The following is a 14,711-nucleotide window of genomic DNA, read 5'->3' on the forward strand; positions in this document are numbered from 1 at the left end:
CGGCTCGCCGGAGGCCGGGCGGTTCGGGAAGCATGACGGTCATGACTGCTGCCGTACGCCGCCGCCCCGTGGCCGTCGCCGACCGTCCCTGGGCCGCCCGGCTGGCGACCGCCGCCGGGCTGCTGGTCACCCTCCTCGCCCTGCTGCTGGCTCCGGCCACCCCGGCCAGCGCCCACGCGGTGCTGGTGAGCAGCAGTCCCGCGGCCTCGTCCGTGGTGCAGAGCGCGCCCGCCGAGGTGGTGATCACCTTCAGCGAGGGGGTCCGGAAGGTCCCGGGCAAGGTCCGGGTGATCGCGCCCGACGGTTCCCGGGCCGACCGGGGCGAGCCGACCTTCAAGGGCGCCGTCGTCACCATCCCGGTGGACCCGTCCGGTTCCCGCGGCACCTACCTGGTCAGCTACCGGGTGATCTCGGCCGACAGCCACCCGGTCTCCGGCGCGTTCACCTACTCGGTCGGTGCGCCGTCCACCCCGCCGACCGACACCGGCACGGACACCCGGGCCGACCCGGTGGTCGGCAACGCGGTCAAGGTGGCGAAGTACCTGGGCTACGCCGGGCTGCTGCTGCTCGTCGGCCCGGCGCTGGTGCTGGCCGCGCTGTGGCCCCGCCGGCTGTCCCGGCGCGGCCCCGCCCGGCTGGCCTGGTCGGGGCTCGGCCTGCTGGCCGTGGCCACCCTCGCCGAGCTGTGGCTCCAGGTCCCCTACACCAACGGCGGCGGCCCGTTCGACGTCACCGGCTCCGGCTTCGGCGACGTGCTCGGCAGCACCTACGGCACGGCGCACCTGGTCCGGCTCGGCCTGCTCGCCGCGGCGGCCTTCCTGCTCCGCCCGCTCTTCGCGGGGCCGGTGGGCCGCACCGACGGGCTCATCCTGGCCATCCTCGGCGGGGCGGCGCTGTTCACCTGGCCCCTCGCCGGGCACCCGGCGGCGTCCCCCGCTCCCGCCGTGTCGGTGGTCGTGGACGCCGTGCACCTGGGCAGCATGGCCGTCTGGCTGGGCGGCCTCGTGATGCTCGCGGTCTTCCTGCTGCGCCGGGCCGACGAGCGGGAGCTGGATGCGATCCTGCCGATCTGGTCCCGCTGGGCGGCGCTGGCGGTGGCCGCGCTGCTGCTGGCCGGCACCGTGCAGGGGCTCATCGAGGTGGCCACGCCGAAGGCGCTGGTCGACACCACGTACGGGCGGCTGCTGCTCGCCAAGATCGTGCTGTTCGCGCTGGTGATCGGGGTGGCCGCGTACTCCCGGGCGCTGGTGCGGCGGCGCGCCGCCGCGGGCCGGCCCGGCGCGATGCGGCGGGCCGTGGTGGCCGAGCTGGCCATCACCGCGGTGGTGCTCGGCCTGTCGGCCACGCTGGTGCAGACCACCCCGGCCCGCACCGCCTCCGGGACCGTGGCCGGCGCACCGGACAACTTCTTCTCCACGACGCTGAGCAGCCCGCTCTACTCCCTGCAGGTGGAACTGGACCCGGCCGAGACCGGCAGCAACTCGCTGCACCTCTACGCCTACACCAAGGACAACCGGCCCCAGCCGGTGCAGGAGTGGAAGGCCACCGCCGCGCTGCCGTCGGCCGGCATCGAGCCGATCACGATCCCGCTGCTGCCGCTGACCGACAACCACGCCTTCGGCGAGTTCAACCTGCCGGCGGCGGGGCAGTGGCAGCTCCGCTTCACCGTCCGCACGTCCGACATCGACCAGGCCACGGTGACCGCCACCGTGCCCGTCAAGTAACGGAAGGCTCGCCCACATGATCCGTCTCCGGCGTCCCGCAACCGCCGCCGCGCTCACCCTGACGGCCGTGACCGCGGCCGTGCTCGGCCTGGCCGGGCCGGCCTCGGCGCACGTCACCGTGAACCCGAAGGAGGCAACGCAGGGCAGCTACGGCCGTTTCGCCTTCCGGGTGCCGAACGAGAGCGACACGGCGTCGACCGCCAAGGTCGAGGTGAACCTGCCGGAGAACGCCCCGGTCGGCTCGGTCTCCACCATGCCGGTGCCCGGCTGGACGGTCGCGGTCGAGAAGCGCAAGGTCGACCCGCCGATCGAGGTGCACGGCAGCCAGCTCACCGAGGCGGTCTCCAAGCTGACCTGGACGGCCGCCCCGAACGGCGGCGTCAAGCCGGGCGAGTTCCAGGAGTTCCCGGTGTCGATGGGCCCGCTGCCGCAGGTCGACCGGATGGTGTTCAAGGTGCTCCAGACCTACTCCGACGGCAACGTCTCCCGCTGGATCGAGGAGCCCACGCCGGGCGCGGAGGAGCCGGAGAACCCGGCGCCGGTGCTCACCCTGGCCGCCGCCGAGGCGTCCGCCTCGCCGGCCGCGAGCGCCCCGGCGGCCGCAGCCGACGACGACGATGACGACGACGCCGACACCGGCGCCGCGACCGCGTTCGGGGTGGCCGGTCTGGTCGCCGGCCTGGCCGGCCTCATCCTCGGCGGGCTGGCCTTCCGGCGTACCCGTCGGGAGCCCGCCGCGAAGTCCTGACCCGCGTCGCCGCGCCGGCCCGCGACCGTTCCGGGTCGCGGCGTGGCGTCAGACGCGCCGAGCCGGAATGGTCGCACGGATCTTCCGGCGGGCCGGCCGTCGTTCCGCGGTCCTTCGCGTGCGTGCCGTGGATATCCGGCGAATCGGCGGTCGGCGTCGGTAAGGTCGGCCGGGTACTTCGCTACCGAGGGGGACGACGCGAATGCGTTTCGTGCGCACGATCGCCGGCATGCTGCTGTTGACCGTGGGGATTCCGGCCCTGCTGGCGGGCGCCGGGCTCTGGCTCGCCGCCCGGCACGCCGACCCGGACGGCGGCTTCGGCGCCCGCTTCGAGACGATTCGCACCCCCGCCCGGGCGGTCGTGGTGACCGACGTGGACGCCCTGCTCCGCGCCGATGCGCCGGTCGCCCGGGCCGGTCAGACCCGGCTGCGGCTCACCGCGCGGACCGCCGACGGCCCGGCCTTCCTCGGCCTCGCCCCGACCGACCAGGTGCGACGGTGGCTGTCCGACGTCCCGCACGCCACCGTGCGCCGGGTCGCGGTGGCCCGGGGGCCGCTGCCGGTCCGTCTCGACCCGCCCACCGCGGGCGCCGCGGCCCCCGACCCCCTCGGCCAGGACCTCTGGGTACGTGAGGGGATCGGGGCTCTGGAGTGGAGCCCGGCCGAACTGGCCGACCGGTCGCTGAGCCTGGTGGTGATGCGGCCGGACGGGCGGGGCGACCTGGCCGTGGACCTGGGCGCCGAGCTGCGCGCCGGCTGGTTCCCGGGGATCGCCTGGGCGCTGCTGGCGGGCGGGACGCTGCTGGTCGTCCTCGCCGTGGTGCTGCTGCTGCGCCCGGTCCGGCCGCGCGAGGTGGTCTTCGTCGTCGAACCGGACCAGGTTCCGGTGCTGGCCGGCCGGCTGGGCGTCAGCTCGCTCAGCGGCCTGGGCCGGGTGCCGGAACCCGCCATGCTGCCCGACCGGCAACTGGTCTCCGTCGGATCGGGGCCCGGCGAGCGGTCCCGTGCGGCCATCGGCCCGGTGCCCAGCCGGCGGGCCGAGAGCCTCGCCGGCCTGCCGGTCGACCCGGAATGGTCGTGGCCCCCGGTGACCACGGCGGGGACGCCCCGCCCGGTCCGGCCGGCGCCGCCCGCCGACGAGTGAACCTGCCCCCTACGGCGGTGGCCCTCCGCGCTGCCGACGCGGAGGGCCACCGTCACCGGGGGATCGGTGCTACCTGGGAGAAACCTGAGGTAGTTGAGACCAGATTAGCGCCGAACGGCGCTTGTCGCGAGTTCTGTCCAGTTAGTGCCCGTTTCCGGCTGGTGCGGCGGACCGCTCCGGCACCCGGTGGCGGGCCGGCAGCACGGCCAGCAGCAACAGGCTGAGCAGCACGTACGCGTTGCGGACGATGAACTCGGCGGGATTGTCGGTGCGGGCCGGCGCGACGCCCCAGTCCTGGAAGGTGACCACCCCGTAGACGATCACGAAGCCGGTGCCGACGGCCAGGACGAGCAGCCACCGTCGCCGGCGGGCACCCTCCACCGTGGTCCGGTCGGCGTCCAGCGCCGCGTCGAGCAGCACCACCACCGCCGGAATGAACCAGTACAGGTGGTGGGTCCAGGTGATCGGGCTGACCAGCCCGCCGACGAGGCCGGTCAGGGTGAGGCCGGCCAGGGCGTCCCCGGCCCGCGCCGCCCGCGCGGCCCGCCACAGCCCGTACCCGGCGACCAGCAGCGCCAGCAGCAGCCAGGGGAGCTGGCTCGGCTTGTCCGGCGCGGTGATCCGGCTGAGCAGCCCGAACAGCGACTGGTTCCCGGTGTAGTCGGTCCGGCCCACCCGGTCGGTCGCCCACAGCTCGTGGGTCCAGAACCGCCACGAGTCACCCGGCGCGACCGCCGCGGCGAGCAGCGTGGCCAGCGCCGCCGTCACGGCCGCCACCACGGCCGCCCGCCAGCGCCGGGTGGCCAGCAGGTAGAGCACGAAGATGCCGGGGAACAGCTTGAGCGCCGCCGCCAGTCCCACGCCCACGCCGGCCCAGCGCCGCCCCTGGGGTACGGCGTACAGCAGGTCGCCCAGGATCAGCACCACCAGCAGCATGTTGATCTGCCCGAAGGTGAGCGTCTCCCGGGTGCTCTCCACCGCGAGGACCAGCAGCACGGCGACCGTGACGCTGAACAGCGGCGGCAGGCCGTGCCGCCGGATCACGGGCAGCACCAGCCAGCGGGTGGTCACCACCACGCCGACCACGGTGAGCACCGTGAAGATCGCGATGGTGGCGCCCAGCGGCAGCAGCGCGAACGGCCGCAGCAGCAGCGCCGCGAAGGGGGGATAGGTGAAGTAGAGCGCGCCCTGCACCCGGTCCGGCTGGACGTAGTCGTAGAGCGGGTGGCCGGCCGACCACCAGTCCATGGCCCGCATGTAGATCTTGAGGTCGAAGAAGTCGTGCACCAGACCGGGCAGGTAGAGCGCCGGGAGCACCGCCGCCAGCGCCACCACCGCGACGAGCCGGCGGGCCGTGCGCCCGCCCGGGTCGTCCTCGGTGACGGCGGGTGGTGCGACGGGTTCGGCTGGCACGGGGAAACCCTAGCGGTCCACCTCGGCGAGGGTGCTTCAGGCGCGGGCGGGTCGGCGGCGCGTAGTCTGTGGCGGTGGCTGATCTTCTCGTCTGGATCGACTGTGAGATGACCGGGTTGGACCTCGGCCGGGACAAGCTGATCGAGGTCGCCGCGCTCGTCACCGACCCCGATCTCAACGTGCTGGGGGAGGGCGTCGACGTGGTCATCCACGCCGACGAGGCGGCGCTGGAGGCGATGCCGGAGATCGTGCAGACCATGCACGGCAAGTCCGGCCTCACCGAGGAGGTGCGCCGCTCCACGGTCACCCTGCGCGAGGCCGAGGACATGGTGCTCGACTACGTGGCCAGCCACGTGAAGGACCCGCGTACCGCCCCGCTGTGCGGCAACTCGATCGCGACCGACCGGGGCTTCATCGCCCGGGACATGCCCCGGCTCGACGCCCACCTGCACTACCGGATGATCGACGTCTCCTCGATCAAGGAGTTGTGCCGGCGCTGGTACCCGCGGGTGTACTTCGGTCAGCCGCAGAAGGGGCTCGCCCACCGGGCGCTGGCCGACATCCGGGAGAGCATCCGCGAGCTGGAGTACTACCGGCGGACGGTCTTCGTGCCGCTGCCCGGCCCGGACGTGGAGAGTGCCAAGGCGATCGCCGCGCAGCTCTGAGCCTCGCCGAGCCGGCCGGCCGCAACCCGGTGGACGGGGCCGGCAGGGGTGTGGCTATTATTAGTCCGCGCCCCGCCCGGCTCGACCGGCGCGGAGAGCATGGTGGCTGTAGCTCAGTTGGCAGAGCACCGGGTTGTGGTCCCGGTTGTCGTGGGTTCAATTCCCATCAGTCACCCCAGCAGCACCGAAGCCCCCTCCTCCGGGAGGGGGCTTCGGTCGTTTGCGCTGGCTGCCGTCGGATCAGGGGGTCGGCTCGACGCTCGGCTCGTCGGCGGCCGGGCTGGTGTCGTCGCCCGGCTCGGCCGGCGGCTCGTACGGCAGGGCGCTGCCCTTGACGTACTCGTCCCAGCTCATGTTCCAGTCGGTCCAGCCGTTGCCGTTCTGGAGCTTGCGCTCGGTGCCCTTCACCGTGATGGGGTCGCCCATGCGGGTGTTGGCGAAGAGCCAGTTGCCGTCCTTCATCGAGACGTTGACGCACCCGTGCGACACGTTCGTCCTGCCCTGCACGCCCTCCGACCAGGGCGCGGCGTGGATGAACTCGCCACCCCAGGTGAGCCGCTGGGCGTAGTCGATCTCGGTGCGGTAGCCCTCCTCCGGGCCCAGCTCCTCCATGGTGTCGAAGACCGTGTGGCGGAGCTTCTCGATCACGACCATGGTGCCGCTGGACGACGGGGTGCTCTTCTTGCCGAGGCTCACCAGGATCGTCTTGATCACCTTGCCGTCCTTGGTGACCGTCATCCGCTTGGTGCGGTTATCCACGGTCATCACGAACGACGGACCGACCTTGACGTCGACACTGAGGTCGGAGCGGCCGTACCAGCCGCCGCCGAGCGGCAGCCCGCCCGCCTGCACCTTGTAGCTCACGGTGCTGTTGGCCTTCCAGAACGACTTCGGCCGGTAGTGCACCTCGGTGGGGCTCACCCAGTGCCAGATGCCCTCCTGGGCGGGCTTGGCGGTGACCGTCATCCGGCGCTGCAGGTCGTCGCGGTAGTCCTCCGGGATGGCCCGGCCGAACTTCACGATCAGCGGCATGCCCACGCCGACGACCTGGTTGTCGCCGAGGAAGCTGGTGACCCGGATCTGCTTGCCCGGCTTCGCCATGGTGGTGAAGGTGCTGGTCGCGGTGGCCGGCTTGCCGTCGTCGCCGGTCGCGGTCACCGTGGCCGTGTACGTCTCGCCGTAGTTCAGCGCGCCGTCCGGCAGCCAGCTCTTCCCGTCCCTCGCGAGCTCGCCCTCGACGACCTTGCCGGCGGAGTCCTTCAACTCGACGGTGGTCTCCTGCGCGTCCTTCGTGGTGAAGGTGAGCGCCGTGGAGGCCGGGACGTCCTTGGCGTCGGCCGCGGGCTCGGTGATGGTCGCCGCCGCCTTCGGGCCGCTCTCGCCACCGCCCTGCCAGCTCGACCCCTTGTCGTCCCCGCCCTTGTCGCTGGTGCACCCGGTCAGGGCCATGGCGGCGGCGAGCACCGCGGCCGCGAACACGCGGCGTCGCCCGCCGCGCCGGGGGGTGCCGCCCCGGATCAGCTCGTCCTGGCTAGCTCGCATGTTTCCCTCACAAGTCGTGATCCCGGCCCATCGTCCCTATAGACGCACCGGAACGGTTACCCGTTGCCGGACGTGAACCGAAACACCCCGCCCGCGATGTAACGATTCTGATATCGTGCGGCGCTTTGCCGGGTGGAGTGGTCTCTCCGCCACCCGACGGTACGTGGGCGGACGACCGCCATCGGCGCCGCGCCCGCCCACGTTACGCCGGTTCAGAAGGGCGATCCCTGACCGCCCTCCGGCACCGGCACGGCGCTGCCCGCGACGAACTGCGACCAGCTCATGCTCCAGGCCGTCCAGCCGTTGCCCGGCTCCAGCCGCCGCTCGGTGCCCTTCACCGTGATCGGGTCGCCGACCAGCGTCTTGCCGAAGAGCCACCGGCCGTTCGCCATCGAGACGTTGACGCAGCCGTGCGAGACGTTCACCCTGCCCTGCTTGCCCTCCGACCACGGCGCCGCGTGGATGTACTCCCCGCCCCAGGTGAGTCGCTGGGCGAAGTCGATCTCCGTGACGTACTGGTTGCGGGGGTCCGGCTCGTCCCGGGTGTCGAAGACCGTGGACTCCTTCTTCTCCATCACCACCATGGTGCCGCTGGACGAGGGGGTGCTCTTCTTGCCCAGGCTCACCGGGATGGTGCGGACCACCGAACCGTTCTCGTAGACGGTCATCTGCTTGGTCGCGTTGTCGACCTTCATCTCGAACGCGCGGCCGATCTTGGCGGTGGCGCTGCGGTCGACGTTGCCGTAGCGGCCGTTGCTCAGCGGGATCCCGGCAAGCGCCAGCCGGACGGTGATGGTGGTGCCCGGCTTCCAGTACTCCGGGGCCCGGTAGTACGCCTGGGTGCCGTTGTAGAGCCAGTGCCAGGCGCCCGGCTGCGGCGGGTCGGTCTGCACGAACATCCGCTTCTGCACCGCGGCGCGGTCCTTCTTCGGGATGCCCGGCGAGAACTCGGCGACCACCGGCATGCCCACCCCGTACGTCTTGCCGCTGAACATGTAGAGCCCCGAGCCGATCATCGACTTCGGCTTGGCCATCGTGGTGAAGCTGCTGGTGCCCTGCCGGGCCTGGCCGTCGCTGCCGGTCCCGGTCACCGTGGCGGTGTACCGGGTCCCGTACTTCAACGGAGCCGACGGCACCCAGGACGAGCCGTCCCGGCGCAGCCGCCCGGCGACGGTGGCGCCGTCGGCGGCGGTGAGGACGACCTTCGACACCTTCCCGCCGCCCGGGATCTTCGCGCTGATCTCGGTGCTGACCGGGCGCTTCTCTGCCCCGTCGGCCGGGCTCACCGACAGCGTCGGCAGGGCGGCCTGGCTCGGCTCGCCCGTCGTGTCCGGTGACGTGGTCGCGACCGGGTCACCCTGCTGCGCGCCGGCCACGAACGCCGGCTTCTTCTGGTCGTCGCCGCACCCGGTCAGTGCCAGCGACGCCGTGAGGACCAGGACGCCCACCATCGCCCCGGACCGCGCGAACCTGCCCATCCCCACCTCTGTTCTCGCGTGCCTGGCCGACATCGTGCCGCATGATTGCCCGCGTCCTGCGCCCCGTGGCCGGAGGGATGCGAACTTTGCGGGCTTTCGCCGGTTAAGCTCGTCCGAAGGGTGGAGCCCGGTATCGGATTGGAACCCGGCTCGGCGTGCGTGCTAAGGTTCTTCCCGTTGTCAGCGAGCGCCGCTAGCTCAACTGGCAGAGCAGCGGACTCTTAATCCGCGGGTTCGGGGTTCGAGTCCCTGGCGGCGCACAGTTCAGATCAGGCCCGGTGCAGTGCACCGGGCCTGTTCTTTTGCGCTGCCTGCGGGGCCGTGCGCGGCGCCCTGCGCAAGGGTGACCGCCCCTGGCGGAGGCGGATCGGTGGCGTGTTACCGTTCCTGCCGTTGCCGGCGAGCGCCGCTAGCTCAACTGGCAGAGCAGCGGACTCTTAATCCGCGGGTTCGGGGTTCGAGTCCCTGGCGGCGCACGGTTCGGTCAGGCCCGGTCCAGCACGGACCGGGCCTGACGTCTTTCCGGCCCGGCCTCCTTCCCACGCATGCCGCCCGGCGTCGCCTGAATCGGACACGGCACGTGAGTGGTCGCGAGGGGTCTGTCACCGCCTGGGGTGGTTGTCCGGTTCGGCGCACCGCGGCGGCGGAATGCCGGGTGGGTGGGGGTCGTTGTATCCCGGTGCGCGACCGAGGAGGGTGGCCCGTGGAGGCGGGTGCCCGTGGCCTGGAATGTTGGTGGGCCGGTGGTCGTTGTACATGGTCCCGGCGCGGTGAAGTGGCCCCCCGGCCTCGCGCGTCGGTGATCCCCCGGAGTGACTTTTTGAGCGCCTGACGGTGCTTGCGCACACCATTCAGCCGGCCCCCCGTCGGTGGGTGTGCGTCGACCCCCGAATGGAGCTACCCCCGTGAACACGATGCTGCGTAAGAGTGTGCTGGGTATTGCTGGTCTGGCTGTTGCCGGTGGTCTGGCTGCCGGTCCGCTGAACCACCACGAGGTGGGGCCGTCGGGTCTGTCGGAGGCTGCGGTGGTGCAGGCGGACAAGCCGGATGCGGGCAAGCTGATCCCGCACGGTGTGCAGGGCGCGCAGTCGCGGATCGACCTGAGCGACGAGCAGGTCGGCAACGCGAAGGCGATCATCGCGGCGACGAAGAAGGCCGGTCTGCCGGAGCGGGCGGCGGTCATCTCGATCGCCACGAGCCTGCAGGAGTCGAAGCTGGAGAACCTGGGCCACCTCGGCGACGCCAACGACCACGACTCGCTGGGCCTGTTCCAGCAGCGCCCGTCCAGTGGTTGGGGTTCGCCGGAGCAGATCACCGATCCGGAGTACTCGACGCTGGCGTTCCTCAAGGGTCTGAAGCAGGTCGACGGGTGGCAGGACATGCCGCTGACCGAGGCCGCCCAGACCGTGCAGGTCTCGGCCTACCCGGACGCCTACGCCCAGTGGGAGCAGCAGGCCGCCGACATCGTCGGCCAGTACTGGAACAGCTGACCCAACTAACGAACGCTGGCCGGCACCCCCAACATCGGGGTGCCGGCCAGCGGCATCTCCGCGGCCCGGGAGATCGTCAACCAACGGTTGACGGTGCCGCTGCGTCAACCTATGGTTGACGCATGACGGAAGACGCAGAGCCGCTGAAGATGAACCACCCGGTACGCCTCGACGAGCTGATCGACGGCATCAAGAAGGTGCACGGCGACGCCCTGGACCAGCTCGCCGGCGCCGTCCTGGTCGCCGACCACCTGGGCGACCTCGCCGACCACCTGGTCGGGCACTTCGTCGACCAGGCTCGCCGGTCGGGTGCGTCCTGGACGGACATCGGCCGCAGCATGGGGGTGAGCAAGCAGGCCGCCCAGAAGCGGTCGGCCGCGAAGGCCGAGACGGCCGCGGCTCTCGACCCGAACGCGGGGTTCGGCCGGTTCACCCCGCGCGCCCGTAACGTGGTGGTGTCCTCTCAGGAGGAGGCGCGGGCCGCCGGCAACGCCGAGATCACGCCGGGGCACGTCGCCCTGGGCCTGCTGGCCGAGCCGGAGGGGCTCGCGGCCGCGCTGATCGTGGCCCGGGGCGTACCCCTGGAGCGGCTGCGGGAGGCGGTCACCGCGACCCTGCCGGCGAAGGCCGAGACGGTGCCGGACCTGATCCCCTACGACGCGCGGGCCAAGAAGGTCCTGGAGCTGACCTTCCGGGAGGCGTTGCGGCTGGGGCACAACTACGTGGGCACCGAGCACATCCTGCTCGCCCTGGTGGAGGAGGAGGGCGGCGACGGCGTGCTCACCGGCCTCGGGCTGGAGAAGGCGGCCCTGGAGCACGCCGTGGAGGGCGCCCTCGCCGAGATCACCCGCAAGCGGGCCTGACCCGCGGCAAGACGCACCGGCACGAAGGCCCGAACCCGCACCAACGCCCGGACCGCGCCGGGCACGCGCCACGGGGGCGCGTGCCCGGCGCGCCGGCGTCAGGCGCCGGGGAAGCCGTAGCGGGCCGCGTGCTCGGGGTCGGCCGGGTCGACCTGCCGGATGCCCGCGTCGGCGAGGCGCTTGTTGACCTCGTCGAGCTGCTCGCGGACGAGCCGGGCCTCCTCCTCGGTGACCCGGCCGCGGTGCGGCTTGCCGGCGTGCTCGATGGTGCCGTAGTCGATCTTCTCGGCGGACCGCCGGGCCTTGGGCGGCTTGACCCGCTCGGCGGTACGCAGCAGTTGCGCCATCGGCACATCGGTCGCCATCGCGTCGAACTCGCTGGCGGTCAGCACCACCCGACGCGGCTCGCCGCCGCCGTGCCGGTCGTGGATCTCCACGACGGCCACGTCGAGCGCCGCGTCGTCGATGCTCTCCACCTCGACCGGGGTGGCGTCGAGTTGCACGGGCCCGGCGACGAGGTCCGGGTGCTCCAGCACGACGACCTTGACCACCTCGTCGTCGGGGCGCAGCACCTGGCCGCTGAAGTCGGAGACGTGGATCGTCTTCTTGCCCATGCGCGGGGTTTCTCCTGTGGTAGGCCGGGATTCGGACCACAAGACGGTACCGGACAGGTGTGCGAAAGCTCGGTGCGGAGCACCCCGGTGTGTCGGGCGTCAGTGGGCGGTGAGGCCACGCCGGGTGGAGGCGCCCGCCGGCAGCGCGTTCAGCGCCGCCCAGGAGAGTGACCGGCGGCGCGCCCCCCGGTAGTCGGCCTGCGCCGGGAACCGCCCGGCGGCCTCCACGGCCTGCCAGCGCTGCTCGGCGTCCTGCTGGTACCGGTCATTCGGCTGATTCGGCATGACCATTACCGTCCCAGAGAAACTTGTACATGTATGGAAATGAATATGACGCGGGATCGATGTCTCCGGTTCCGGCGACCGCCGGTGCTGTTCTGAACCGTCTACCCACCGGGCGGGCGCCTCAACCAACTCACGCACCGGATGCGGCTCGCCGGGCGTACCATGATCACGTGCTCGACCGGCGGTTGTTCCTGCACCTGGCGACCTGGTTGGGGCAGTGGCCGGCGGGTCCCGGACTGCACGTGGTCCGGTCAGGCCGGCGCGCCCGGCCGGCCTGGGACGGGCGGCTGCGCCCGGCCATCGCGGTCGCGTCCCCGGAGTGCGCGCTCCTCTCGGTGCCGCCGGACCGGGCCGCCCTGGTCCGGGACCTGATCCGGGAGCGGCCCGGCGAGACGCTGCTGCCCGCCCTGCCGGCGGCGGTCGGCGCGCCCGACTTCATCACCCACGCGGGACTGTTCCGGTGGAGCACGGCGCCGGCGCCGCTGCCCGACGCCGGCGACTGGGTGCCGCCGACCACCCCCGGGCTGCCGCCCTGGCTGCGGCTGTTCGACCGTGAGGTGCTGGTGGCCCGGGACGACGACGGGGCGTACCTGGCCGGTGCGGCGATCAAGCGGCACGACGCGTACGGGCACGAGTTGGCCGTGGGCACGGCGCCGGCGGCGCGGGGGCGGGGGCTGGCCCGGCGGCTGGTCGCCCAGGCGGCCCGGCGGGTGCTGGACGAGGGGGCCGTGCCGACCTACCTGCACAACCACGACAACCACGCCTCGGCGCGGGTGGCCGAGGCGGCCGGATTCCCGGACCGGGGCTGGACCTCGTACGGCGTGTTCCCGCGCTGAGCAGGGCGGGCGCGGACCGTGGATCCCGGGCCGGATCCACGGTCCGCGGCCCCTTCCCCCCAGGTCCCGACCCTGGTAACGCTAAGTGCCCGCCCCGTGCCGGGCAAGGGGTGAAGGGCTGTTGACCCCTGTCCGGTTGCGGACTTGACCTGGGGTCCAGCCCGACGGGGTGCTCGCGGCGGTCAGTGACGCAGCGTGTGGATCAGGGCGACCACCTGGCGGGTCACGGGACGCAGCCAGGTTTTGAACACGTCCAAGTACACCGACCGGCGTGCGGGCCGGTATGGTCGCGGCGGCGTTGGCGGAGCGAACGGGCGGATCATGGAGATCGGTACGCGGAACGCGGGGGCGGGGCGGCTGGTCCTCAGCCCGGTCGGCGACCTCGACATGGCGGGGGTGCCGGCGTTCGACCGCGCGCTGGACGCCCTGCTGGGCCGGCCCGACCTGCTGGAGATCGTGGTGGACCTCGCCGGTGTCGACTTCCTCGACTCGACCGGGGTGGCCGCCCTGCTGCGCGGCGCCGCGGAGACGGTCGGCCGGGGCGCGACCCTCCGGGTGACCGACCCGCAGCCGCTGGTGGCCCGGGTGCTGCGGATCACCGCCGTCGACGTCCTGCTCGGCTGGCCGGGCGGACGCGACGACGACGGCTCCGCCGTGGAGTCCGGCTGGCGTCGCCTGCGCTGACCGGCCTCAGGGCTCCGTCCGAGCCGCCGCAGCGCCGGACCACTCCACCAGCACCATGCTGGCGTCATCCCGGGAGGCGGTGCCGCGGTGCGCGGTCACGGCGCGGCTCAGCCGGCGCAGCGTCTCCGCCGCAGGCAGCTCCGAGCCGATGTGCCGCTCGGCGAGATCGGCCAGCCGGGGCAGTCCGAACATCTCCCCGGCCGCGTCGCGGGCCTCGGTCACGCCGTCGGTGTAGAGCAGCAGCCGGTCCTCCGGCTCCAGCCGGGCCTCGCCCGGCTCGCCACCGGGTAGGTTCAGTCCGAGCGGCGGGCGCCGGCCACCGGTCAGGGCCCGCACCGCTCGTCCCCGGCGTAGCAGGACCGGGGCGGGATGGCCGGCGTTGACGTACCGGACCAGGCCGGTGTCGACCTCGACCTCGGCCAGGACGGCGGTCACGAACCGCCCGTCCCGCCACTGGCTCAACAGGGCCGCGTCGACCGCGGCGACCTGCTCGGCGAGCCCGCCGCCGGTGCGCCGGGCGGCCCGCAGGGCGGCGAGCGCCACCGAGGTGGTCAGCGTGGCGGGCAGCCCGTGCCCGACCCCGTCCAGCACCGCCAGCGCGAGCCGGCCGTCGTCCAGCGCGTAGTCGAACGCGTCCCCGCCCACCTCGTAGCAGGGCTCCAGGATCGCGCTGACGGCGACCGTGTCGATGGCGAAGGTGAGCGGCGGGAGCTGTTGCCAGAGCAGCTCGGCGGAGACCGCCATGGGCTCGCTCCGCCGGATGCGGTGCAGGCCGTCCCCGTACGAGATCTTGCTGGTCACCAGGTGCCCGATCAGGCCGGCGATCAGCCGGCAGCCGTCCCGGAGGGCGGGGTCGTCCGGGTCGGCCCCGTCCGGCAGCCGGACCTCCAGCAGGCCCAGCCGGGCGGTGCCGTTGACCACCGGCACCCAGAGCCGGCCGTCCTGCCCGGCCCGCGCCCGGACCTCGGTGTAGGCGCGGCCGGGCAGGCTGGCGTCGATCGGCAGCGGATCCGGCAGCGGTCGACCCGGCTCGGGCAGCGGGCGCAGCGACTCCTGCTCGACGTCCACCACGTAGATCGTGATGGCCACGCCGAGCTCGCGCACCGCCGCGGTCACGGCCGTGGGCAGCGCGTCCGGGGGCACCCGGTGGGACCGGGCGACCAGGTCGGCCAGCGCCCGGTGCCAGGGGTCGGTTGCGCTCATCCGGACCCTGTACCCCGAATAC

Annotated in this window: 14 protein-coding genes and 3 tRNA genes; 11 read left to right on the forward strand and 6 right to left on the reverse strand. The window is 72.9% G+C overall.

The features are described 5' to 3' along the window. Positions 1 to 32 precede the first annotated feature (32 nt). The 3 genes from GCE86_RS00260 (at position 33) to GCE86_RS32540 (ending at position 3,616) form a co-directional block, all read left to right on the forward strand. On the forward strand, positions 33 to 1,724 hold the full coding sequence (locus GCE86_RS00260; RefSeq protein ID WP_420846500.1) for a copper resistance CopC/CopD family protein: 1,692 nt from the start codon (positions 33 to 35) through the stop codon (positions 1,722 to 1,724). Positions 1,725 to 1,740: 16 nt separating this feature from the next. Further along, on the forward strand, positions 1,741 to 2,472 hold the full coding sequence (locus GCE86_RS00265) for a YcnI family copper-binding membrane protein (protein WP_154225029.1): 732 nt from the start codon (positions 1,741 to 1,743) through the stop codon (positions 2,470 to 2,472). A gap of 202 nt (positions 2,473 to 2,674) precedes the next feature. Next, complete coding sequence (locus GCE86_RS32540; RefSeq protein ID WP_239543212.1) at positions 2,675 to 3,616, forward strand: hypothetical protein; 942 nt, start codon at positions 2,675 to 2,677, stop codon at positions 3,614 to 3,616. A 141-nt stretch (positions 3,617 to 3,757) separates the two neighbouring features. On the opposite strand, the gene GCE86_RS00275 is transcribed toward GCE86_RS32540, so the two are convergent. Further along, positions 3,758 to 5,029 carry a glycosyltransferase 87 family protein gene (locus tag GCE86_RS00275; RefSeq protein ID WP_154225030.1) on the reverse strand — a complete coding sequence of 424 codons (1,272 nt, stop codon included), beginning with the start codon at positions 5,027 to 5,029 and terminating at the stop codon, positions 3,758 to 3,760. A gap of 68 nt (positions 5,030 to 5,097) precedes the next feature. Between GCE86_RS00275 and orn the strand changes: the two genes are divergently transcribed. Both orn and GCE86_RS00285 read left to right on the forward strand, forming a co-directional pair. Beyond that, entirely contained in the window at positions 5,098 to 5,694 is a 597-nt protein-coding gene (gene orn / locus GCE86_RS00280; protein ID WP_154225031.1) for an oligoribonuclease, read from the forward strand. Positions 5,695 to 5,796: 102 nt separating this feature from the next. Continuing rightward, positions 5,797 to 5,872, forward strand: a tRNA-His gene (locus tag GCE86_RS00285). Between the two features lie 62 nt (positions 5,873 to 5,934). On the opposite strand, the gene GCE86_RS00290 is transcribed toward GCE86_RS00285, so the two are convergent. Together GCE86_RS00290 and GCE86_RS00295 are read right to left on the reverse strand one after the other, a co-directional pair. Next, on the reverse strand, positions 5,935 to 7,236 hold the full coding sequence (locus GCE86_RS00290) for a L,D-transpeptidase (RefSeq protein ID WP_154225032.1): 1,302 nt from the start codon (positions 7,234 to 7,236) through the stop codon (positions 5,935 to 5,937). Positions 7,237 to 7,448: 212 nt separating this feature from the next. Beyond that, complete coding sequence (locus GCE86_RS00295) at positions 7,449 to 8,714, reverse strand: L,D-transpeptidase (protein WP_154225033.1); 1,266 nt, start codon at positions 8,712 to 8,714, stop codon at positions 7,449 to 7,451. 187 nt (positions 8,715 to 8,901) lie between these two features. Between GCE86_RS00295 and GCE86_RS00300 the strand changes: the two genes are divergently transcribed. The 4 genes from GCE86_RS00300 to GCE86_RS00315 all read left to right on the forward strand — a co-directional run bounded on the left by GCE86_RS00300 (position 8,902) and on the right by GCE86_RS00315 (position 11,067). Then, positions 8,902 to 8,974, forward strand: a tRNA-Lys gene (locus GCE86_RS00300). A gap of 143 nt (positions 8,975 to 9,117) precedes the next feature. After that, positions 9,118 to 9,190: transfer RNA gene (locus GCE86_RS00305), tRNA-Lys, on the forward strand. Between the two features lie 429 nt (positions 9,191 to 9,619). Beyond that, positions 9,620 to 10,204 carry a hypothetical protein gene (locus tag GCE86_RS00310; RefSeq protein WP_154225034.1) on the forward strand — a complete coding sequence of 195 codons (585 nt, stop codon included), beginning with the start codon at positions 9,620 to 9,622 and terminating at the stop codon, positions 10,202 to 10,204. 122 nt (positions 10,205 to 10,326) lie between these two features. After that, positions 10,327 to 11,067, forward strand: a complete 741-nt coding sequence (locus tag GCE86_RS00315; RefSeq protein WP_154225035.1) for a Clp protease N-terminal domain-containing protein — start codon at positions 10,327 to 10,329, stop codon at positions 11,065 to 11,067. A gap of 98 nt (positions 11,068 to 11,165) precedes the next feature. Here the strand turns inward: GCE86_RS00315 and GCE86_RS00320 are convergent, their stop codons facing one another. Continuing rightward, complete coding sequence (locus GCE86_RS00320) at positions 11,166 to 11,681, reverse strand: hypothetical protein (protein WP_154225036.1); 516 nt, start codon at positions 11,679 to 11,681, stop codon at positions 11,166 to 11,168. Between the two features lie 99 nt (positions 11,682 to 11,780). Continuing rightward, positions 11,781 to 11,966: a DNA repair protein gene (locus tag GCE86_RS00325; RefSeq protein WP_154225037.1), complete on the reverse strand. Its 186-nt coding sequence runs from the start codon at positions 11,964 to 11,966 to the stop codon at positions 11,781 to 11,783. Positions 11,967 to 12,136: 170 nt separating this feature from the next. On the opposite strand from GCE86_RS00325, the gene GCE86_RS00330 reads away from it, so the two are divergent. Further along, positions 12,137 to 12,802, forward strand: a complete 666-nt coding sequence (locus GCE86_RS00330) for a GNAT family N-acetyltransferase (RefSeq protein ID WP_208818054.1) — start codon at positions 12,137 to 12,139, stop codon at positions 12,800 to 12,802. A gap of 321 nt (positions 12,803 to 13,123) precedes the next feature. Next, a complete protein-coding gene (locus GCE86_RS00335; protein ID WP_154225039.1) occupies positions 13,124 to 13,486 on the forward strand; it encodes an STAS domain-containing protein in 363 nt (120 codons plus the stop codon). Between the two features lie 6 nt (positions 13,487 to 13,492). Here GCE86_RS00335 and GCE86_RS00340 read toward each other — a convergent pair whose 3' ends face one another. Then, positions 13,493 to 14,689, reverse strand: coding sequence for a PP2C family protein-serine/threonine phosphatase (locus GCE86_RS00340; protein WP_154225040.1), 1,197 nt, complete (start codon positions 14,687 to 14,689; stop codon positions 13,493 to 13,495). Positions 14,690 to 14,711: the final 22 nt, after the last annotated feature.

The sequence above is a fragment of the Micromonospora terminaliae genome (assembly GCF_009671205.1).
Taxonomy (GTDB): Bacteria; Actinomycetota; Actinomycetes; order Mycobacteriales; family Micromonosporaceae; genus Micromonospora; species Micromonospora terminaliae.

What these genes read in the sequence shown, in the direction of transcription:
- GCE86_RS00260 (WP_420846500.1), top strand. Translation starts at nt 33, where the DNA reads ATGACGGTCATGACTGCTGCCGTACGCCGCCGCCCCGTGGCCGTCGCC.
- GCE86_RS00265 (WP_154225029.1), top strand. Translation starts at nt 1,741, where the DNA reads ATGATCCGTCTCCGGCGTCCCGCAACCGCCGCCGCGCTCACCCTGACG.
- GCE86_RS32540 (WP_239543212.1), top strand. Translation starts at nt 2,675, where the DNA reads ATGCGTTTCGTGCGCACGATCGCCGGCATGCTGCTGTTGACCGTGGGG.
- GCE86_RS00290 (WP_154225032.1), bottom strand. Translation starts at nt 7,236, where the DNA reads ATGCGAGCTAGCCAGGACGAGCTGATCCGGGGCGGCACCCCCCGGCGC.
- GCE86_RS00295 (WP_154225033.1), bottom strand. Translation starts at nt 8,714, where the DNA reads ATGGGCAGGTTCGCGCGGTCCGGGGCGATGGTGGGCGTCCTGGTCCTC.
- GCE86_RS00315 (WP_154225035.1), top strand. Translation starts at nt 10,327, where the DNA reads ATGACGGAAGACGCAGAGCCGCTGAAGATGAACCACCCGGTACGCCTC.
- GCE86_RS00320 (WP_154225036.1), bottom strand. Translation starts at nt 11,681, where the DNA reads ATGGGCAAGAAGACGATCCACGTCTCCGACTTCAGCGGCCAGGTGCTG.
- GCE86_RS00325 (WP_154225037.1), bottom strand. Translation starts at nt 11,966, where the DNA reads ATGCCGAATCAGCCGAATGACCGGTACCAGCAGGACGCCGAGCAGCGC.
- GCE86_RS00335 (WP_154225039.1), top strand. Translation starts at nt 13,124, where the DNA reads ATGGAGATCGGTACGCGGAACGCGGGGGCGGGGCGGCTGGTCCTCAGC.
- GCE86_RS00340 (WP_154225040.1), bottom strand. Translation starts at nt 14,689, where the DNA reads ATGAGCGCAACCGACCCCTGGCACCGGGCGCTGGCCGACCTGGTCGCC.